Raw genomic sequence first — 20,454 nt, 5'->3', positions numbered from 1 at the left:
CGCGATCGCGGGGCAAGCCCGCTCCCACGATATTGTCAGCAGCTTCTACGGGTCAGTTGCTCGACAGCTTGTCCCCGCGGGCAAAGCGCCAGGTGCGGATGATCTCCAGGCGGTCGAACTCCGCCAGGTCGCCGGTGAACGGCGCGAATGGCGCCGCCAGGCGCACGATGCGCTGGGCCGCCTGGTCCAGCACCGGCTGGCCCGACGATTCCAGTACCAGCACTTCGTACAACGAGCCGTCGCGGTTGATCGACACCATCATCCGCAAGCTGCCGTACAGCTGCTGGCGCCGGGCCTCCTCGGGGTAGTTGAGGTTGCCGATGCGCTCGACCTTCTTGCGCCACTCTTCCTTGTACCAGGCGCCCTTGTCGCGCAGGGTCGAGGCGGCGTTCAGGCGATGGATGCGCGGGCGCTTGGCATACAGCTGCTGCTCATGGGACAGCTCGGCCTCGAGGCTGGCGATCTGGCTGGACAGCTGCGAGCTGTCGAAGTCCGGCACCTTGGCCTCGGGCTTGGGCTGCGGCTTGCTTTCCTTCGGCCTGGGCTCGACCTTCTGGGTTTTCGGCGCCTGGGTGGCGACCACGGACTTCGCCGGTGCGGGCGGGGTCTCTGGTTTCGCCGCCGGCGGCGGGGTGATCTTGTTGATCTTGCTGTCCTGGAACGGCGCGACCTCGGTGGTTTTGGGCACCGCCTTTTTTTCCAGGGTGCCGCTGCCCTGCTGGTTGTCCTGGGCCTGGAAGTCGGCCTTCTCGGGCGCCTTCTCACTCTTGAAGGTGGCCAGGGTGATGTCCATGGTGTGGCGGATGTCGGCCGGCTTGACCACGGTGAAGCCCACGCCCAGGATCAGCGCCAGGTGCACCAGGGCGGCCAGGAACAGGGTGAAGCCGAGCCTGTCCACCGGGCGAACGCGGGGTGGCAGCAGGTCGGCGGGGATGTCGGCAGGCAGCGTCATCAGGTATCCAGCAACCGCGAAACAGGGCGCAGGTCAGCGAAAAAGGACCGGCATCATACCCCACTCCGCGGGTTTGCCACGTGTCGGCGGTCAGCGCGCCTGCAGCTTGCGATCAATGGCGTCCATCAAACGGCCGCCGATGTCGGTGTTGTAGGCAGCATCAATCTCGCGAATGCAGGTCGGGCTGGTGACGTTGATTTCGGTGAGGTAGTCGCCGATCACGTCCAGGCCGACGAACAGCAGGCCCTTCTCGCGCAGGGTCGGGCCGACCTGGGCGGCGATCCAGCGGTCGCGCTCGCTCAGCGGCCGGGCTTCGCCGCGTCCGCCGGCGGCCAGGTTGCCGCGGGTCTCGCCGCTGGCCGGAATGCGCGCCAGGCAGTAGTCCACCGGCTCGCCGTCAATCATCAGGATGCGCTTGTCGCCGTCCTTGATCGCCGGCAGGTAGGCCTGGGCCATGATCTGCTGGGCGCCGAGCGCGGTCAGGGTCTCGAGGATCACCGACAGGTTGGGGTCGCCGGCCCGGTGGCGGAAGATCGAGGTGCCGCCCATGCCATCCAGCGGCTTGAGGATCACGTCGCCATGCTCGGCGGCGAAGGCGCGGATGATATCCGGGCGGCGGCTGACCAGGGTCGGCGGCGTGCACTGCGGGAACAGCGTGGCGAACAGCTTCTCGTTGCAGTCGCGCAGGCTCTGCGGGCGGTTGACCACCAGCACGCCTTCGGCCTCGGCCTGCTCCAGCAGGTAGGTGCTGTAGACGAACTCCATGTCGAAGGGCGGGTCCTTGCGCATCAGGATCACGTCCAGCTCGGCCAGCGGGCTGTCCTGCTCCTCGTCCAGCTCGAACCAGCGGGCCGGGTCGGCGAACACCTTGAGCGGGCGCATCCGCGCGCGGGCCTTGCCCTGGGCCTGGTACAGGTCGCGCTGTTCCAGGTAGAACAGGCTCCAGCCACGGGCCTGGGCGGCCAGCAGCATGGCCAGCGAGCTGTCCTTTTTGTAGGAGATGGACGCGATGGGGTCCATGACAATCCCGAGGCGAACGCTCATGGGGTAGTTCCTCTTGGCGGCGGGTGGCCGCGATGGCACGAAAGAAAAGTGGCTCAGGGTGGCGCCGGGCGCGCCCACGGTCAAGGGGCGGGCGGATGGAATGGCCCTCTGGACTGTGTTAAAAAGGCCAGGCACATGGCCTGCACGGCCTTTTGGCGAATTCGCTCCCAGGCAGAAGCGCAACTATGGACCAACCCCTGAAGGTGATGGTGATCGACGACTCCCGCACGATCCGCCGCACCGCGCAGATGTTGCTCGGCGAGGCCGGCTGCGAGGTGATCACCGCCAGTGACGGCTTCGACGCCCTGGCCAAGATCGTCGATCACAAGCCCCGGATCATCTTCGTCGATGTGTTGATGCCGCGCCTTGACGGTTACCAGACCTGCGCCATCATCAAGCACAACAATACGTTCAAGGACACCCCGGTGATCCTGCTGTCTTCCCGCGATGGCCTGTTCGACAAGGCCCGCGGCCGGGTGGTCGGCTCCGACCAGTTCCTGACCAAACCGTTCAGCAAGGAAGAACTGCTCGACGCGATCCGTGCCAGCGTGCCCGGTTTCGCCGCGCAGGACCCACACGCACCCTGACGCCGCCCTCGCCGGACGGCGTCTCTATTTCCTGATGGGGAAACAGCATGGCCCGAATTCTGATTGTCGACGATTCGCCGACAGAGATGTACAGATTGACCGAATGGCTGGAGAAAAGCGGCTATGGGGTGCTCAAGGCGGACAATGGCGCCGACGGCGTGGCCCTGGCCCGCCAGGAGAAACCCGATGCCGTGCTGATGGACATCGTCATGCCTGGCATGAACGGCTTCCAGGCCACCCGGCAACTGAGCAAGGACCCGGAAACCAGCGCCATTCCGGTGATAGTGGTGACCACCAAGGACCAGGAAACCGACCGAATCTGGGCCCAGCGTCAGGGCGCCCGCGATTTCCTGACCAAGCCGGTGGAGGAGGAGGCTCTGATCGCCAAGTTGAAAGAAGTGCTCGGCGCTTGACCACCCGGCCCCAGGGCGCGTCGCTGACCGCCTTCGAGCTGTTGCTGGACATCGACCGGCGCTGCCGCCTGCTGGTGGCCGACCAGCCACCGCAGGACACCCGCCTGCAGCAGTGGAGCGGCATCGGCTTTCGCATTGCCGGGCAGTGGTTCGTCGCGCCCATGGGCGAGGTTGCCGAGGTGCTGCGCGAGCCCCGCAGCAGCCGGGTGCCGGGGGTGCAGCCGTGGGTCCGCGGGGTGGCCAACCTGCGCGGGCGGCTGTTGCCGGTGATGGACCTGTGCGCGTTCTTCGGTCTCGGCCCGGCGGCGGCGGGCAAGCAACGGCGGGTGCTGGTGCTGGACCATGAGGAGCTGTTCGCCGGGCTGTTGGTGGACGAGGTGGTCGGCCTGCAGCACTTCGCCCTGAGCAGCCTCGAGCTGTCGCCGCCGCAACCGCTGATTCGCGCGGCCACGCCCTTCGTGCAGGGCCATTTCCCCCGTGAACGCAATTGGGCGATCTTCAGCCCGTTCGCCCTGGCACAGGCCCCGGGTTTTCTCGATGTGGCGTTGTAGAGGATTTTCGACGTGAACAAGCCAGGACCTTCCGTAGCCACCGCAGGCGTCTCGCCAGCCGCCCTGGCCCAGCGCCCGCGCAGTACCGCGCAGATTACCGTGCTGTTCGTGGTGCTGATCCTGTCGATCGTCCTGCTGTTCGCCAACTTCGCTTACCTCAACACCCAGGCCAACCACGACAAGCAGTACATTGGCCATGCCGGCGAGCTGCGCGTGCTGTCCCAGCGCATTGCCAAGAACGCCACCGAGGCGGCGGCGGGCAAGGCGCTGGCGTTCAAGCTGCTCAGCGACGCGCGCAACGACTTCGAGCGGCGCTGGGGCTACCTGCGCGAGGGCGACAAGACCACCGGCCTGCCAGCCGCGCCGGTGACGGTGCGCGACGAGATGGACGCGGTGCGCCAGGACTGGGAGAACCTGCGCAAGAACACCGACACCATCCTCGCCAGCGAACAGACCGTGCTGTCGCTGCACCAGGTCGCGGCCACCCTGGCCGAGACCGTGCCGCAGTTGCAGGTCGAGTACGAGAAGGTGGTGGAGATCCTGCTGCAGAGCGGCGCGCCTGCCAACCAGGTGGCGGTGGCCCAACGCCAGTTGCTGCTGGCCGAACGCATTCTCGGCTCGGTCAATACCGTGCTGGCCGGCGACGAAACCTCGGTGCAGGCCGCCGATGCCTTCGGCCGCGACGCCAGCCGCTTCGGTCAGGTGCTCGAAGGCATGCTCGCCGGCAACCCGGCGATCCAGGTCACCCGGGTCGAGGACGCCGACGCCCGGGCGCGGCTGGCCGAGATCGCCGAGCTGTTCCAATTCGTTTCGGGCTCGGTGGATGAGATCCTCGAGACATCACCCGAGCTGTTCCGGGTACGTGAGGCCGCCGGAAACATCTTCAGCCTGTCGCAGACCCTGCTCGACGAGGCCTCGCACCTGGCCAACGGTTTCGAGAACCTGGCCGGCGGGCGCACCCTGGACACCGTCGGCGGCTACGTGCTCGGCCTGCTGGCGCTGGCTTCGATCATCCTTATCGGCCTGGTGATGGTGCGCGCCACCCACCGCCAGCTGCGCGAGACCGCCGAGAAGAACGAACGCAACCAGCAGGCGATCATGCGCCTGCTCGACGAGATCGAGGAGCTGGCCGACGGCGACCTGACCGTCACCGTATCGGTCACCGAGGACTTCACCGGCGCCATCGCCGACTCGATCAACTACTCGGTCGACCAGCTGCGCGACCTGGTGGCCACCATCAACCACAGCGCCGAGCAGGTCGCCGCCGCCGTGCAGGACACCCAGAACACCGCCCGCCAGCTGGCCAAGGCCTCCGAGCACCAGGCCGAGCAGATCAGCGAGGCCTCCGAGGCGGTGGGCGACATGGTCGAGTCAATCGACCGCGTCTCGGCCCACGCCTACGAGTCGGCCAAGGTGGCCGAGCGCTCGGTGGCAATCGCCAACAAGGGCAACGAGGTGGTGCACAACACCATCCACGGCATGGACAACATCCGCGAGCAGATCCAGGACACCGCCAAGCGGATCAAGCGTCTGGGCGAGTCCTCCCAAGAGATCGGCGACATCGTAAGCCTGATCGACGATATTGCCGACCAGACCAACATCCTCGCCCTCAACGCGGCGATCCAGGCCTCGCTGGCTGGCGAGGCTGGTCGCGGCTTTGCCGTGGTGGCCGATGAAGTGCAACGCCTGGCCGAGCGCTCCTCTTCGGCGACGCGGCAGATCGAGGCATTGGTGCGCACCATTCAGGCCGATACCAACGAGGCGGTGATCTCCATGGAGCAGACCACCGCCGAAGTGGTGCGTGGCGCGCGCCTGGCCCAGGATGCCGGGGTGGCCCTGGCGGAAATCGAGGGTGTGTCGCAGACCATGGCCGAACTTATCCACAGCATTTCCGACGCCGCCCAGTTGCAGACCTCCTCGGCAGGGCAGATTTCCCACACCATGGCGGTGATCCAGCAGATCACCGCACAGACCTCCGCCGGCTCCGGCGCCACCGCTGACAGTATCCGCCACCTGGCGCGCATGGCCAGCGAGATGCGCCGCTCGGTGTCCGGCTTCACCCTGCCCAAGCCGGTGGAGCGCTCGTGAGCGAGGCGCACCTGAACCCGTCCGGCGAGCGCCACGACACGGTGGCCCTGGCCTGGACCAAGGCGCCGATCCTCGATTGCCTGGGCCAGGCGCGCCAGGCCCTGGAGCGCTTCTCGGCGGAACCGGGCGACCTGTCGATGCTGGCGTTCTTCGTCGACAACCTGCACCAGGTCCACGGCTGCCTGCACATGCTCGCGCTACCGGGCGCGATGCGCCTGGCCGAGGAACTGGAGCTGCTCGGGCGGGCCATGGCCGACGGTCAGGTGAGCCCACGCGGCGATTGCCTGGGGGCGCTGTTCCGCGGGCTCGAGCAATTGCCGCCGTACCTGGACCGCCTGCGCGGCGCGCGCCACGACCTGCCGCTGGTGGTCATGCCGCTGCTCAACCAGTTGCGGGTCTGCCGTGGTGCCGAGCCCTTGGCCCAGGGCAGCTTGCTGGGCGACCTGGGGCAACGGCTGGCCGGGGCGGCGGACTTGGCCAACCTCGACCTGTCCCTCGGCAGCTGGCGCGAGCACATGCAGGCCGGCCCGGGGCGCGATGCGCTGCGCTCGGTGGTGATGGCACTTTGCGACGACCTGATGCGCATCAAGGACCGCCTCGACCCCTTCGTCGGCGGCGAGCGCTCGCCCAGCGAGCCACTGGAGTCGCTGCTGCCGCCCTTGCGGCATGTGGCCGACACCCTGGCGGTGCTGGGCTTCCAGCAGCCGCGGCGGGTGATCATCGACCAGGTGCTGGCGCTGCAGGCACTGGTCGAAAAGGACGGCGCCGTGGATGAAGCGCTGCTGATGGATGTCGCCGGGGCACTGCTGTATGTCGAGGCCACCCTCAACGGCATGGTCGGACCGTTGGAGGAAACCACCCCCGGCAGTTTGCCCGGCTCGGACCTGGCCGAAATCCGCCAGTTGGTGCTCAACGAGTCGCTCAACGTGCTGCAGCAGGCCAAGGACCTGATCGGCGATTGCCTGGAGTCCGACTGGTCGCGCCAGCGCCTGCAGGCCCTGCCCGGCTTGCTGCAGCAGGTGCGCGGGGCGCTGGCGATGCTGATGCTGCCGGCGGCCGCCGAGGTGTTCGCCGGTTGCGCGGGCTATGTGCAGGGCTGGCTGGTGCACCTGGAGGATGAGCCGCAAGCGGACGAACTGGCGCATCTGGCAGATGCCCTGAGTGCCGGCGAAGCCTGGTTGCAATGGCGGGTGGCCGATCCGCTGGCCGACGCCCAGCGCTTCATCGACATGGCCCACGCCAGCCTGGCCGCGCTGGGCGTGCAGTGTGCGCGCGACACGGCAGCCGCCGGCGGCGAGCAGGCGCTGGACGGTATCGACGATGAATTGCGCGAGGTGTTCCTCGAAGAGGCTGGCGAGCTGCTGCCGGAGATCGAGCGCCAATGGCTGCGCTGGCGCGCCGACAATGGTCTGCGCGAGGCGTTGATCGAGGTGCGCCGGGCACTGCACACGCTCAAGGGCAGCGGGCGGATGGTCCATGCCGAAGCCGTGGCCGAGCTGGCCTGGGGCGCCGAGCACCTGCTCAATCGGGTGCTGGAAGGGCGCATCGTGCTCAGCGCCGAAGGCCTGGTGGCCCTGCAGCAGGTGTTCGTGCGCCTGCCCGACCTGCTGGCCGACTTCGCCGCCAGCCAACTGCCGCCCACGGCCGAGATCGAACAGCTGGCCGGGCACCTGCACGCGCTGGCGCTCAACGACGCGCCGGCCAGCGCCAGCATCGATGGTCTCGACCCGCAGTTGCTGGAAATTTTCCGCAACGAAGCCCAGGGCCACCTGGCCGGCCTTGATGGCTTCCTGCAGGCGGTCGATGGGCGGGGCAGCGCGGTCAGTGACAGCCTGCAACGCGCCCTGCACACCCTCAAGGGCAGCGCCGCCATGGCCGGCGTGATGCCGGTGGCGGAGCTGGCCACCGCCCTCGACCGCCTGGTGCGCGAATACAAGGGGCACCAGCTACCCCTGCGCGTGGCCGAGATCGAACTGCTGGAGGCGGCGCGTGCGCTGTTCCACCTGGGCCTGGCCCAGCTGGGCAGCACGCCGTTGGCGCCCATCCCCGGGGCCGCCGGGCTTATCGAGCAGGTCGGGCAGACGGTAGACGCCCGGCTGGCCCAGCTCCAGGCCGAACCGCACCCGCCGCGGCGGGCCCGACGCGACCCGCAACTGACGGCCACCTTCCTGACCATGGGCATGGACATCCTGCTCGATGCCGAGGCGCGGCTTGCCAACTGGCAGGGCGATCCTGCGCAGCACCACGAGCTGCACCTGCTGCTCGAGGAAATGACCACCCTCGGTCATGGCGCGCACCAGGCCGAGCTGTGGCAGGTCGATGAGGTCTGCGAAGGGCTGCTGGACCTGTATGGCGCGGTTGAGGAGGGCAGCCTGGCGGTCACGCCACGCTTCTTCGCTGTCGCCCGGCAAGCCCACGAAGCGCTGCTCGACCTGTTCGACGAGATTGCCGCCGGCCAGGACCCGAACCCACGGCCTGAATGCCTGGCAGCCCTGCATGGCCTGCTCGACGATGCCCTCGATCCTGCCGCCCTGGGGCTGGTCGGGGCGAACGGCGTGACAGCGCTGACAGCGCCAGGCGAGTTGCCGGACCCCGCGGTGGTCGAGCTGTTCCTCGAAGAAGCCGGGGATATCCTCGACGGTGCCGACCAGGCCTTGCGGCAATGGAAGTCCGATCCGGACAGCCTGTCGCCGCTGTCGGCGCTGCAGCACGATGTGCTCACCCTCAAGGGCGGGGCGCAGATGGCGGCGATCGGCGCCGTCGAGGTGCTGGCCCAGGAACTGGCGCTGCTCTATGAAGGCCTGGTGGACCGTCGGCTAGGTGCCGGCCCGGCGCTGTTCAAGCTGCTCCGGCGCAGCCATGACGCCCTGGCCGAAATGTTGCGCAGCCTGCGCGAGGGCCAGCCACCGCTGTCGGCGGTGGCGTTGCTGGGCGAGTTGCGCGAGTTCCGCCACAGCGCCCCGCCTCCCGTCGCCTCCGAGCCGCAGGAGGACAACGAAGAAACCGAGGGCGACAAGGAGCTGCTGGAGGTTTTCCTCGAAGAGAGCTCCGATATCCTCGAGAGCGCGGCCGAGTCCCTGGCGCGCTGGCAGGTCGACCCGCGCAACACGGTCGAGGTGGAGAACCTGCTGCGCGACCTGCACACGCTCAAGGGCGGCGCGCGCATGGTCGAGATCGCCGCCATCGGCGACCTCGCCCATGAGTTGGAATTCCTCTACGAACTGCTCGCCGCCGGGCGCCTGCCGTCGACGCCGGCCCTGTTCAGCCTGCTGCAGAATTGCCATGACCGCCTGGCGCACATGCTCGACGCGGCGCGCCTGGGCGAGCCGCTGCATGCGGCCACGGCGCTGATCGACTACATCCGCAACTTCTCCAGCGCCGCCCTGACCGACAGCGTGGCCGGCCAGGCCCAGGTCGAGCCGGCCCCCGCCGAAATCCCGGCCGTAGCCCCCGAGCGGGCGGGCGATATGGTCAAGGTCGATGCCGAACTGCTCGACGACCTGGGCAACCTGGCCGGTGAGCACTCGGTCATTCGTGGGCGTATCGAGCAGCAGGTCAACGATGCGCAGTTCGCCCTCAACGAGATGGAAACCACGCTGGAGCGCATGCGCGACCAGCTGCTGCGCCTGGACATCGAGACCCAGGGACGGATTTCCAGCCGTCACCAGTTCGAGGGTGACACCTATGACGATTTCGACCCCCTGGAGATGGACCGCCATTCCCAGCTGCAGCAATTGTCGCGGGCGCTGTTCGAATCCACCTCGGACCTGCTCGACCTCAAGGAGACCCTGCTGCAGAGGGCCCAGGAGGCCTACAGCCTCCTGCAGCAGCAGGCGCGGGTCAACAGCCAGCTGCAGGAGGGCCTGACCGCTACCCTGATGGTGCCTTTCGAGCGGCTGGTACCCCGTTTGCAGCGGGTGGTACGGCAGGTGGCCAGCGAGCTGGGCAAGCAGGTCGAGCTGGTGGTCGGCAACGCCGAGGGCGAGCTTGACCGCAGCGTGCTCGAGCGCATGGTGGCGCCCTTGGAGCACATGCTGCGCAACGCCGTCGACCATGGCCTGGAGGCCCGCGAGGCACGCCTGGCCGCCGGCAAGCCGGAGCAGGGCACCATTCACCTGAACCTGCTGCACGAAGGCGCCGACATCGTCATCGAGATGAGCGACGACGGCGCCGGGGTGCCGCTGGAGGCGGTACGCAACAAGGCCATCAAGCGTGGCCTGCTTGATCCGCAGGCGCGCCTGAGCGACCACGAGATCCTGCAGTTCATCCTGCGTCCCGGGTTCTCCACGGCCGAGAAGATCACTCAGATCTCTGGCCGCGGCCTGGGCATGGATGTGGTCCATGAGGAGGTCAAGCAACTGGGCGGTTCGATGAGCATCGAGTCCAGTCCCGGCAAGGGCGCGCGTTTCCTGATTCGCCTGCCGTTCACGGTGTCGGTGAACCGGGCGCTGATGGTGCACGTGGACGAGGAACAGTATGCCATTCCGCTGAACACCATCGAGGGCATCGTGCGCGTGCCACCGGCGGAGCTGGAGGCCTGTTACCGGCTCGACCCGCCGCGCTACAGCTACGCGGGCCACGACTACGCGCTGCGCTACCTCGGTGACCTGCTGCAGGGCGGCGGCCAGCCCGGCCTGCTGGGCCAGAGCGTGCCGCTGCCGGTACTGCTGACCCATTCCCATGAGCAGTCGTTCGCCATCCAGGTCGACAGCCTGTCGCCCAGCCGCGAGATCGTGGTCAAGAGCCTCGGCCCGCAGTTCGCCGCAGTGCCGGGGCTGTCCGGCGCCACCCTGCTGGGGGACGGGCGGGTGGTGCTGATTCTCGACCTGCTCGGCCAGTTGCGCGGACAGCAACGGCGTCTGGCGCGCCTGCCGGGCGTGGCCGAGGCGGCGCATGCGCTCACTGGCCCGGTGCCCCGGCGGCCATTGCTGGTGATGGTGGTGGACGACTCGGTGACCGTGCGCAAGGTCACCAGCCGCCTGCTCGAGCGTCACGGCATGAGCGTGCTGACGGCCAAGGACGGCGTCGATGCCATGGCGCTGCTCGAGGAGCACCGTCCGGATGTGCTGTTGCTGGATATCGAGATGCCGCGCATGGACGGCTTCGAAGTGGCCACGCGGATCCGTCGCGATGAGCGCCTGAGCCAGCTGCCGATCATCATGATCACCTCGCGTACTGGCCAGAAGCACCGCGATCGGGCCATGGCCATTGGCGTCAATGAATACCTCGGCAAGCCGTACCAGGAATCGGTGCTGCTGCAGAGCATCGCCCACTGGAGCCAACCCCATGCTTGAACATATTGCCGGCCAGCGCAGCAGCCTGACCGGGTTGCTGCTGCCGCTGGGCGACCGCACCTTGGTGTTGCCAAACGTGGCGGTGGCTGAGCTGATCGGACACCGTGTCATTGCTTGTGAGCCAGGGGAGCCGGCCTGGCACCTGGGCTGGGTCGACTGGCGCCAGCAACGGCTGCCGCTGATCGGCTTCGAGGCGGCTTGCGGCGGGCAGACCCCTTGCGGCGAGCGGGCGCGGGTGATGGTGCTCAACGCCCTGGGAGATACCGGGCTGCGCTACCTGGCGTTGCTGCTGCAGGGTATCCCGCGCTCGTGCAAGCTCGACAGCCAGCTGAACTATGTCGACGTGCCGTTGGCGGGGTTGGAGTTGGCGGCGGTGCAGGTGGGCGAGCAGGTGGCGCGGGTGCCGGACCTGGCGGGGCTGGAAAGATTGGTGCGTGACGCGCAACTGCAACCTGCCGCTGGCTAGGATGGTGTCTGGGCTTGCCCCGTGATAGGGGTTTCAGGAACCCGAACGGCGTAGCGAGGTCTGTGCTTGCATGTACTACGGTGAACGTTTCAACGCCTGGACCCACCTGGTCGGTGCGGTGCTGGCCTGTATTGGCGCAGTCTGGCTGATCGTCGTGGCCGGCCTGCAGGGCGATCCGTGGAAGATCGTCAGTTTCTCCATCTATGGCTTTACCCTGCTGCTGCTCTACAGCATTTCCACCCTCTACCACAGCACCCGCGGACGAGCGAAGCGGATCATGCGCAAGCTCGACCACTTGTCGATCTACCTGCTGATTGCCGGAAGCTACACGCCCTTTTGCCTGGTCAGCTTGCGCGGGCCGTGGGGCTGGAGCTTGTTCGGGGTGGTCTGGGGGCTGGCGCTGGTCGGCATGCTGCAGGAGATCAAGCCGCGTTCGGAGGCACGGATCCTGTCGATCATCATCTACGCGCTGATGGGCTGGATCGTGCTGGTGGCGGTCAAGCCGCTGCTGCACAGCCTGGGCGGTGCCGGCTTCGCCTGGCTGGCGGCCGGCGGCGTGTTCTACACCGTCGGCATCATCTTCTTCGCCTTCGACAGCCGGTTCCGCCACTGGCATGGCATCTGGCACCTGTTCGTTATCGCCGGCAGCCTGATGCACTTCGTCGCGGTGTTCTTCTACGTGTCTTAGAAATCGCCCCACAACTGCTGCGCTACCGACAAAGCCACCACCGGCGCTGTCTCGGTACGCAGCACCCGTGGGCCGAGGCGAGCGGCGTGGTAGCCGCTGACCTTGGCCTGTTCGACCTCCGCATCGCTCAGGCCGCCTTCCGGGCCGATCAGGAAGGCCAGCTTTGCAGGTTTTTCGTGACGGGTCAGCGCTTCGGCCACCGGGTGCAGCACCAGCTTGAGGTCGGCCTCGGTGTCCTTGAGCCATTCGGCCAGGGTAACCGGCGGGTGGATGACCGGCAGGGTCGAGCGACCGCACTGCTCGCTGGCGCTGATCGCCACTTGGCGCCAGTGGGCCAGGCGCTTGTCGGCGCGCTCATCCTTCAGACGCACTTCGCAGCGTTCGCTGACGATCGGGGTGATTTCGTTTACGCCCAGTTCGGTGGCCTTTTGAATCGCCCAGTCCATGCGCTCGCCGCGGGACAGGCCCTGGCCGAGGTGAATGCGCAGCGGCGAGTCGGCCTGGCCGGGGACGGCTTGGCCGAGGCTGACGCGCACGCTTTTCTTGCCTACCTCGAGCAGTTGGCCAAGGTATTCCTGGCTGCTGCCGTCGAACAGCTGCACGGCGTCGCCGGCGGCCATGCGCAGGACACGGCCGATGTAGTGGGCCTGGGCTTCGGGGAGCTCGTGCTCGCCAAGGCCAAGCGGGGCGTCGATGAAGAAGCGGGAGAGTCTCATGGTTCTACTCGGAATCTGAGTGGGGGCATCGTCCTCTGTAGGAGCGGCCTTGCGTCGCGATAGGGCCGCAAAGCGACCCCGGAAATTTCTGCTGCGAAGCTGAAAGCCTGGGGCTGCTGCGCAGCCCTATCGCGACGCAAGGCCGCTCCTACAGGGGGACGGAGGTGTTGGGGCCTAGCCCGGATCGCGGAAATCGGGGTGGAAGTCGGCCGGCACCGCCACGCTGACGCTATCACGGGTGGCGATGTCGATCCCTTCGCTGGCCACTTCGGCCAGGAAGTCGATCTGCTCCGGGGTGATCACGTAGGGCGGCAGGAAGTACACCACGCTGCCCAGCGGGCGCAACAGCGCGCCACGTGTCAGGGCATGCTCGAAGACCTTCAGGCCGCGACGCTCCTGCCAGGGGTAGGCGGTCTTGCCGGCCTTGTCCCGGACCATCTCGATGGCCAGGGCCATGCCGGTCTGACGAATCTCGGCGACATGGGCGTGGTCGGCCAGGTGCGCGGTGGCGCTGGCCATGCGCGCCGACAGGGCCTTGTTGGCCTCGATCACGTTGTCTTGCGCGAAGATGTCCAGGGTCGCCAGGGCCGCGGCGCAGGCCAGCGGGTTGCCGGTGTAGCTGTGCGAGTGGAGGAACGCGCGCAGGGTCGGGTAGTCGTCATAGAAGGCCTGGTACACCTTGTCGGTGGTCAGGCAGGCGGCCAGGGGCAGGTAGCCGCCGGTCAGGGCCTTGGACAGGCACAGGAAGTCCGGGCGGATGCCGGCCTGTTCGCAGGCGAACATCGTGCCGGTGCGGCCGAAGCCCACGGCGATCTCGTCGTGGATCAGGTGCACGTCGTAGCGGTCGCAGGCCTCGCGCAGCAGCTTGAGGTACACCGGGTGGTACATGCGCATGCCGCCGGCGCCCTGGATCAGCGGCTCGACGATCACCGCGGCGATGCTGGCGTGATGTTCGGCCAAGGTCTGCTCCATGGCCGCGAACATGTTCCGTGAGTGCTCCTCCCAGCCCATGCCTTCGGGGCGCAGGTAGCAGTCCGGGCTGGGCACCTTGATGGTGTCCAGCAGCAGGGCCTTGTAGGTCTCGGTGAACAGCGGCACGTCGCCCACCGACATCGCCGCGATGGTCTCGCCGTGGTAGCTGTTGGTCAGGGTGACGAAGCGCTTTTTCTGCGGTTTGCCGATGTTCTGCCAGTAGTGGTAGCTCATCTTCAGCGCCACTTCGATGCACGACGAACCATTGTCGGCGTAGAACACCCGCTCCAGGCCAGACGGCGTCATGGCTACCAACCGCTCGGACAGCTCAATCGCCGGCTGGTGGCTGAAGCCGGCCAGGATCACGTGCTCGAGCTGGTCGACCTGGTCCTTGATGCGCTGGTTGATGCGCGGGTTGGCATGGCCGAACACATTGACCCACCAGGAGCTGACCGCGTCCAGGTAGCGCTTGCCCTCGAAGTCCTCGAGCCACACGCCCTCGCCACGGCGGATCGGAATCAGCGGCAGCTGCTCGTGGTCTTTCATCTGGGTGCAGGGGTGCCACAGGACCTTGAGGTCGCGTTGCATCCACTGATCATTGAGGCCCATGGGCACTTCTCCTGGCGTTACGGCTCGGTTTGACCGCGTAAGCCTAAGCAATGCCGGGGGGCAGGACAACCGCTCAATGACGCCAGGCCGGGCGCCACTCCAGTTGGCGCACGTGCACGGTGCACAGCGGCAGGGTGGAGAGGACCAGGCGCTCCAAGGGGCCGGGCACATCGTGCCAGAAGGCTCCGAGCGCGCCGGGACCGGGCATGAACTCGGTGTAGTCATGGTCGCGCAGGGTCAGCCAGTAGGCGGTTGAGACGGCGCTGCCTAGGGTACTGATCTCCACCTCGAGCAGCAGGCAATCGACCGTCTGGCCGAAGATGATCTCGACATCGGATTGGCCCAGGACAATCAGTTCCGTGCCGCTACGTCCTTCGTCGGTCTTGTAGCGCGAGCTGTAGGCGATGCCATTGGAGACGATGTTCAGGCCCGAGGGCGTGCGCCAGGTGATTTCCGGCATCGGCGCTGAAGGCTGCCACCTGGCAAAGTCTTCCGTGTAGATCACCGTTGTTTCTCCGGCCTGGTTCGGGTGTGCTAACCAAGACTGCCTACCCTTGCGACAGTCAGCTACTGACAAAAATACCAGTTGCAAAAAGCACTTGATGTCACTGCGGTGGCAGGGTGGGCAGAGGTGACGTATTCTTAACGCATCTCTCCCGGGGCGTTCCTCCCCGTATCTTCTATCGCTTCTCTAACCGGAGTTCGCCATCATGGCTGCTGCTTGGGTGCGCCTGTGCGCGTTGGTATTGATCGGGGTGTCCAGCGGTGCCGCGCTGGCCAAGGACAAGACGGCGATCGTCGTCGGTGGTGGCCTGGCAGGCCTGACCGCGGCCTATGAATTGCAGGCCAAGGGCTGGCAGGTCACCCTGCTGGAAGCCAAATCTGGCATGGGTGGGCGTTCGGGGCTGGCCACCAGCGAGTGGATTGGCAACAGCAAGACCCAGCCGGTGCTCAACCAGTATCTGGAGCGGTTCAAGGTCGGCACGTTGCCGGCGCCGGAATTCGTGCGAACCCCGGGCTACCTGATCGACGGCGAGTACTTCAGCGCAACCGATCTGGTGGCCAAGCAACCGGCCACTGCCGAGGCCCTCAAGCGCTACGAGAAGACCCTCGACGACTTGGCCCGCTCCATCGAGGACCCGCTGAATCCGGCGGCCAACAGCACCCTGTTCGCCCTCGACCAGATGAACGTTTCCACCTGGCTGGACAAGCTGCAGTTGCCGGCGACCGCACGTCAGCTGGTCAACCAGCAGATCCGTAGCCGTTATGACGAGCCGTCGCGCTTGTCGCTGCTGTACTTCGCCCAGCAGAGCCGCGTCTACCGCAACGTCAGCGACCGCGACCTGCGCGCCGCGCGCCTGCCGGGCGGCAGCCCGGTGCTGGCCCAGGCCTTCGTCAAGCAGCTCAAGACCATCAAGACCAGCTCGCCGGTTACCGCCATCGTCCAGGACAAGGACGGGGTGACGGTGAAGGTCGGCGCCGTGGGCTACCAGGCCGATTATCTGGTCATGGCCGTGCCGCTGCGGGCCCTGGCCAAGATCCAGATGACCCCGGGCCTGGACAACCAGCACCTGGCCGCGCTGAAGGGCACCAACTACGGCTGGCGCGACCAGTTGATGCTCAAGTTCAAGAACCCGGTGTGGGAAAGCCGTGCGCGCATGTCCGGCGAGATCTTCTCCAACACCGGCCTGGGCATGTTGTGGATCGAACCTGCGCTCAAGGGCGGCGCCAACGTGGTGATCAACCTGTCCGGCGACAACGCTCGTCTGCTGCAGGCCTTCGGTGACAAGCAGATGGTCGACCAGGTGCTGATCCGTCTGCACGCCTTCTACCCGCAGGCCCGTGGCGCCTTCACCGGCTACGAAGTACGTCGTTACAGCACCGATGCCGGCATGGGAGGCGCTTACCTGGCCTACGGCCCAGGACAAATCAGCAAGTACTGGCGTCTGTGGGAGCGTCCGGTCCAGCGTATCGCCTTTGCCGGCGAGCATACCGACGCACTCTACCCTGGTACCCTCGAAGGTGCCCTGCGCAGCGGCCAGCGCGCTGCGAGCCAGGTCCAGGACCTGGCGGCAGGCAAGTCCTTCGACCCGGCCAAGGCCGCACCGGTTGCCGCCGCAGCCGCGGCTGGAGCAGCGGGTGCCGTGGCGGCAAAGGATAAGGGCGGGTTCTTCTCCAACCTGTTCGGTGGCGGCTCCGACAAGGCTCCGGCCAAGGCGGAGCCTGTGAAGGTCGAAGAGGCCAAGCAGGACAAGCCTGGCTTCTTCTCGCGTCTGTTTGGCGGTGCTGACAAGCCAGAGGCGAAGGCCGCGCCGATCGCCAAGGCCGAGGAGATCGCCCCGGCGCCTGCACCGGCCCCGGTCGCCCCGGCACCTGTGGCCAAGGAGGAAGCGGTTAAACCTGCCGCCACCAAGCCTGCTCCAGCCAAGCCTGCGGCCAAGCAGGCACACAAGCCCGGTACCAAGCCGGCGCCGGTGAAGAAGGCTACCGCCAAGTCGGAACCGGCCAAGAAGCCGGTGGTCAACGGCCAGGCCAAGGCCGGCTGATCTCGCTATTGACGCCATCGCGGGCTCCCGTGATGGCGTCGGCACATTCAAACGACTACCGTTAATGTTTCCTTAATAGGAAGCTTGCAGACTAAATATCGGGTTTTTAGATAATCCGAAGCAATTTTTTACGCTTTTATTCGATGCGTTAAGCGCTAGTCTTGTGCGCAGCTTTCACGGGGAATACGCCAACATGCAACTGCGCAACTCATCTTCCCGCTATGGCCTGGTCAGCATCGTCCTGCACTGGGGCGTGGCGCTGGCGGTCTTCGGCCTGTTCGGCCTGGGCCTGTGGATGGTCGGCCTCGACTACTACAGCCCATGGCGCAAGACCGGCCCCGACCTGCACAAGAGCATCGGCCTGGTACTGCTGGCCGCCATGCTGCTGCGTGTGCTCTGGCGTTTCATCAGCCCGCCACCGCCGGCGCCGGCCAACCATGGCAAGGTCACCCGCCTGGCCGCCAAGCTGGGCCACCTGGCGCTGTACCTGGGCCTGTTCGCGGTGATGGTCGCCGGCTACCTGATTTCCACCGCCGACGGTGTCGGCATTCCGGTGTTCGGCCTGTTCGAGGTGCCGGCGCTGATCAGCGACCTGCCTGACCAGGCCGACACCGCCGGGGTGATCCATCTCTGGCTGGCCTGGGGCCTGGTGATTTTCGCGGTGCTGCATGCCCTGGCGGCACTCAAGCACCATTTCATCGACCGTGACGCGACCCTGACTCGCATGCTGGGCCGCAAAGCTTGACTCTCAACCTCAATTGCAAAGGAAGGAAGTAAGGATGTTGAAAAAGACTTTTGCCGCTCTGGCGCTCGGTACCGCCCTGATCTCCGCCGGCCAGGCCATGGCCGCCGAATACAAGATCGACAAGGAAGGCCAGCACGCGTTCGTTGACTGGAAGATCAGCCACCTGGGCTACAGCTTCATCCACGGCACCTTCAAGGACTTCGACGGCAACTTCACCTGGGACAGCGCCAAGCCCGAGGCCAGCAAGATCAGCGTCGACCTGAAGACCGCCAGCCTGTGGTCGAACCACGCCGAGCGTGACAAGCACATTGCCAGTGCCGACTTCCTTGATGTGAAGAAGTACCCTCAGGCCAAGTTCGTCTCCACCAGTGTCAAGCCGACCGGTGAGAAGACCGCTGACGTCACCGGCGACCTGACCTTGCACGGCGTGACCAAGCCGGTCACCTTCAAGGCTGTGTTCAACGGTGAAGGCAAGGACCCATGGGGTGGCGAGCGCGCTGGCTTCAACGCCACCACTACGCTGAACCTGAACGAGTTCGGGATCAAAGGCCCAGGCCCGACCTCCCAGACCCTGGACCTGGATATCAGTGTCGAAGGTGTGAAGCAGAAGTAGTTCGCTACGCTGGAAACAAAAACGCCGCCCATTGGGCGGCGTTTTTGTTTGGGTTCCGCACGGGACAGGCCCGCGATTGCGTTCTTAACCCTTGCGAGTCAGCAGCGCCGGACGCTCACCCCGTGGGCGGCTCGGCAAGTCGTCCAGTTGCTCGGGCGTCGGGTAACGGTCTAGCTTGGATTCCTTGCGAATGATCACCGGCGCGCTCTGAGACTCGCGTGGGTTGCGCACGGCGGGTTCCTGGCGAGCCGATTCGTCACGGCGGTTACGGCCACCGTTGTTGTCACGACGAGCGCCGCCATTGCTGCCACCACCGTTGCGCGGGCGTTTTTCACCCGAGCCTTGGCCTTGGCGCTGTTGGCCATTACCACGGCCTTGACCTTGAGCCTGGCCACCACCACTGCGTTGGCCCTGGCCTTGTCCGCCATTGCCACCTGGGCGACGGTTGCGGCCTTGATTCTTGGCGTTCTGGTAAGGGCTGACGTAGTCGGCGCGGTTGCCGAAGTTATCCACATCGTCGTCCAGAAACTCTTCCGGGTCACGATCGGCGGGGACCGAGGGGATGGCCTTCTGGCCCTGTGCGACCTGCTGCTGGCGTGGCTTCTTGTCACGCGGCTTGCGCTGCTGCTGGCCTTGCTGCTGCTTGTCGCCAGTCTTTTCCTTGTCGGCCTGCTTCTCGCCCGCAGGTTTGTTGCGGCCTTTGTCCTTGCCCTTGTCCTTGCGTCCGCCACTGCCTTCCTTGCCGCCTTCGCCGCGAGGTTGCTGGTTGCGGCCACCGCGACCAGTGTTCTGCTGGCGCTCGCGGACTTCCGGCTTCTCGGCCTCGACCTGGGAGGCGTCGAAGCCCATCAGGTCGCCGTCCGGGATCTTCTGCTTGGTGACGCGCTCGATACTCTTGAGCAGCTTCTCTTCGTCTGGGGCGACCATCGAGATGGCCTCGCCCGAGCGACCGGCACGGCCGGTACGGCCGATGCGGTGAACGTAGTCTTCCTCGACGTTGGGCAGCTCGAAGTTGACCACGTGGGGCAACTGGTCGATGTCCAGGCCGCGGGCGGCGATGTCGGTGGCGACCAGCACGCGCACGGTGTTGGCCTTGAAGTCGGCCAGGGCCTTGGTGCGGGCGTTCTGGCTCTTGTTGCCGTGGATCGCCGCGGCAGTCAGGCCGTGCTTCTCGAGGTACTCGGCCAGGCGGTTGGCGCCGTGCTTGGTACGGGTGAACACCAGTACCTGCTCCCAGGCACCCAGGGTGATCAGGTGCGCCAGCAGGGCGCGCTTGTGGCTGGCCGGCAGGCGGTAGACACGCTGCTCGATACGCTCGACGGTGGTGTTTGGCGGCGTGACCTCGATGCGCTCGGGGTTGTGCAGCAGCTTGTCGGCGAGGTCGGTGATGTCCTTGGAGAAGGTCGCCGAGAACAGCAGGTTCTGGCGCTTGGCCGGCAGGCGCGCCAGCACTTTCTTGACGTCGTGGATGAAGCCCATGTCGAGCATGCGGTCGGCTTCGTCCAGCACCAGGATCTCGACCCGCGAGAGGTCGACGCTGCCCTGGCCGGCCAGGTCGAGCAGGCGGCCCGGGCAGGCGACCAGGACGTCGACGCCCTTGGCCATGGCCTGGACCTGCGGGTTCATGCCGACGCCGCCGAAGATGCAGGCGCTGATGAAGTTCAGGTCGCGGGCATAGACCTTGAAGCTGTCATGCACCTGGGCGGCCAGCTCGCGGGTCGGGGTCAGCACCAGCACGCGCGGTTGGCGCGGGCCGTGGCGTTGCGATTTGTCGGGGTGGCCACCCGGGAACAGGCGCTCGAGGATGGGGAGCGCGAAGCCGCCGGTTTTACCAGTACCTGTCTGGGCGGCGACCATCAGGTCGCGACCTTGCAACACGGCGGGAATGGCCCGCTGTTGCACCGGAGTGGGCTGGGTGTAGCCCGCTGCCTCGATAGCGCGGACAAGAGCCTCGGAGAGACCGAGGGAAGCAAAGGACATGGGCAATCCTGTTCTCGTGGGGGCTGGGCCCGATGGGGTGTACTGCCTGGCGCGACGGGCATCGGAAGGATGCGATCGCGTCCGGTCCAGCTGGGCGTTCACGGCGCATCCTGGATGCCAGCAGGCGGCGCGCAAGGTGCGCTGCTGCGGGTCGAGATGCCTGTTGCGAGGCCGAGCGTCCGGGCGTGAG

At 66.6% G+C, this 20,454-nt stretch carries 16 protein-coding genes; 10 read left to right on the top strand and 6 right to left on the bottom strand.

What is annotated here, in order from left to right:
- Positions 1–52: 52 nt before the first annotated feature.
- Both AC25MA_RS03965 and gshB read right to left on the bottom strand, forming a co-directional pair.
- Positions 53–952 (bottom strand): energy transducer TonB, encoded by a 900-nt coding sequence (locus tag AC25MA_RS03965; protein ID WP_241411131.1) that lies wholly within the window; start codon positions 950–952, stop codon positions 53–55.
- A 90-nt stretch (positions 953–1,042) separates the two neighbouring features.
- Positions 1,043–1,996 carry a glutathione synthase gene (gene gshB / locus AC25MA_RS03960; RefSeq protein WP_069016037.1) on the bottom strand — a complete coding sequence of 318 codons (954 nt, stop codon included), beginning with the start codon at positions 1,994–1,996 and terminating at the stop codon, positions 1,043–1,045.
- Positions 1,997–2,181: 185 nt separating this feature from the next.
- Here gshB and pilG point away from each other — a divergent pair, with 185 nt between their 5' ends.
- From pilG to trhA, 7 genes are all read left to right on the top strand, one after another.
- Positions 2,182–2,583, top strand: coding sequence for a twitching motility response regulator PilG (gene pilG / locus AC25MA_RS03955; RefSeq protein ID WP_088851757.1), 402 nt, complete (start codon positions 2,182–2,184; stop codon positions 2,581–2,583).
- A 47-nt stretch (positions 2,584–2,630) separates the two neighbouring features.
- Positions 2,631–2,996 carry a twitching motility response regulator PilH gene (gene pilH, locus AC25MA_RS03950; protein ID WP_028688352.1) on the top strand — a complete coding sequence of 122 codons (366 nt, stop codon included), beginning with the start codon at positions 2,631–2,633 and terminating at the stop codon, positions 2,994–2,996.
- A complete protein-coding gene (locus tag AC25MA_RS03945; protein WP_028688351.1) occupies positions 2,993–3,547 on the top strand; it encodes a chemotaxis protein CheW in 555 nt (184 codons plus the stop codon). Before pilH ends, AC25MA_RS03945 begins: the two co-directional genes overlap by 4 nt.
- A 63-nt stretch (positions 3,548–3,610) precedes the next feature.
- Entirely contained in the window at positions 3,611–5,635 is a 2,025-nt protein-coding gene (locus AC25MA_RS03940; RefSeq protein ID WP_486970727.1) for a methyl-accepting chemotaxis protein, read from the top strand.
- The gene (locus AC25MA_RS03935) at positions 5,632–10,929 is read left to right on the top strand and encodes a hybrid sensor histidine kinase/response regulator (RefSeq protein ID WP_486971800.1); all 5,298 of its coding nucleotides are present in this window, start codon (positions 5,632–5,634) and stop codon (positions 10,927–10,929) included. Before AC25MA_RS03940 ends, AC25MA_RS03935 begins: the two co-directional genes overlap by 4 nt.
- A complete protein-coding gene (locus AC25MA_RS03930) occupies positions 10,922–11,395 on the top strand; it encodes a chemotaxis protein CheW (RefSeq protein ID WP_028688348.1) in 474 nt (157 codons plus the stop codon). The genes AC25MA_RS03935 and AC25MA_RS03930 overlap by 8 nt, the downstream gene beginning before the upstream one ends.
- 70 nt (positions 11,396–11,465) lie before the next feature.
- Positions 11,466–12,083 carry a PAQR family membrane homeostasis protein TrhA gene (gene trhA / locus AC25MA_RS03925; protein ID WP_028688347.1) on the top strand — a complete coding sequence of 206 codons (618 nt, stop codon included), beginning with the start codon at positions 11,466–11,468 and terminating at the stop codon, positions 12,081–12,083.
- On the opposite strand, the gene AC25MA_RS03920 is transcribed toward trhA, so the two are convergent.
- From AC25MA_RS03920 to AC25MA_RS03910, 3 genes are all read right to left on the bottom strand, one after another.
- Positions 12,080–12,799 (bottom strand): 16S rRNA (uracil(1498)-N(3))-methyltransferase, encoded by a 720-nt coding sequence (locus AC25MA_RS03920; RefSeq protein WP_486971799.1) that lies wholly within the window; start codon positions 12,797–12,799, stop codon positions 12,080–12,082. The genes trhA and AC25MA_RS03920 overlap by 4 nt on opposite strands.
- A gap of 174 nt (positions 12,800–12,973) precedes the next feature.
- Entirely contained in the window at positions 12,974–14,380 is a 1,407-nt protein-coding gene (locus tag AC25MA_RS03915; RefSeq protein WP_028688345.1) for an adenosylmethionine--8-amino-7-oxononanoate transaminase, read from the bottom strand.
- A 73-nt stretch (positions 14,381–14,453) separates the two neighbouring features.
- Positions 14,454–14,885, bottom strand: a complete 432-nt coding sequence (locus tag AC25MA_RS03910; RefSeq protein WP_486971798.1) for a hypothetical protein — start codon at positions 14,883–14,885, stop codon at positions 14,454–14,456.
- Between the two features lie 205 nt (positions 14,886–15,090).
- On the opposite strand from AC25MA_RS03910, the gene AC25MA_RS03905 reads away from it, so the two are divergent.
- The 3 genes from AC25MA_RS03905 to AC25MA_RS03895 all read left to right on the top strand — a co-directional run bounded on the left by AC25MA_RS03905 (position 15,091) and on the right by AC25MA_RS03895 (position 18,284).
- Positions 15,091–16,926, top strand: coding sequence for a flavin monoamine oxidase family protein (locus tag AC25MA_RS03905; RefSeq protein ID WP_028688343.1), 1,836 nt, complete (start codon positions 15,091–15,093; stop codon positions 16,924–16,926).
- A 193-nt stretch (positions 16,927–17,119) separates the two neighbouring features.
- Positions 17,120–17,671 carry a cytochrome b gene (locus tag AC25MA_RS03900; RefSeq protein WP_069016035.1) on the top strand — a complete coding sequence of 184 codons (552 nt, stop codon included), beginning with the start codon at positions 17,120–17,122 and terminating at the stop codon, positions 17,669–17,671.
- 34 nt (positions 17,672–17,705) lie between these two features.
- Complete coding sequence (locus AC25MA_RS03895; RefSeq protein WP_486971797.1) at positions 17,706–18,284, top strand: YceI family protein; 579 nt, start codon at positions 17,706–17,708, stop codon at positions 18,282–18,284.
- An 84-nt stretch (positions 18,285–18,368) separates the two neighbouring features.
- Here the strand turns inward: AC25MA_RS03895 and rhlE2 are convergent, their stop codons facing one another.
- Complete coding sequence (rhlE2, locus tag AC25MA_RS03890; protein ID WP_197866592.1) at positions 18,369–20,264, bottom strand: RNA helicase RhlE2; 1,896 nt, start codon at positions 20,262–20,264, stop codon at positions 18,369–18,371.
- Between the last annotated feature and the right edge of the window lie 190 nt (positions 20,265–20,454).

Source organism: Pseudomonas sp. P65(2024) (assembly GCF_057480955.1).
The sequence above is the reverse complement of the archived record's forward strand: the minus strand, read 5'-3'. Positions and strand labels throughout refer to the sequence as shown.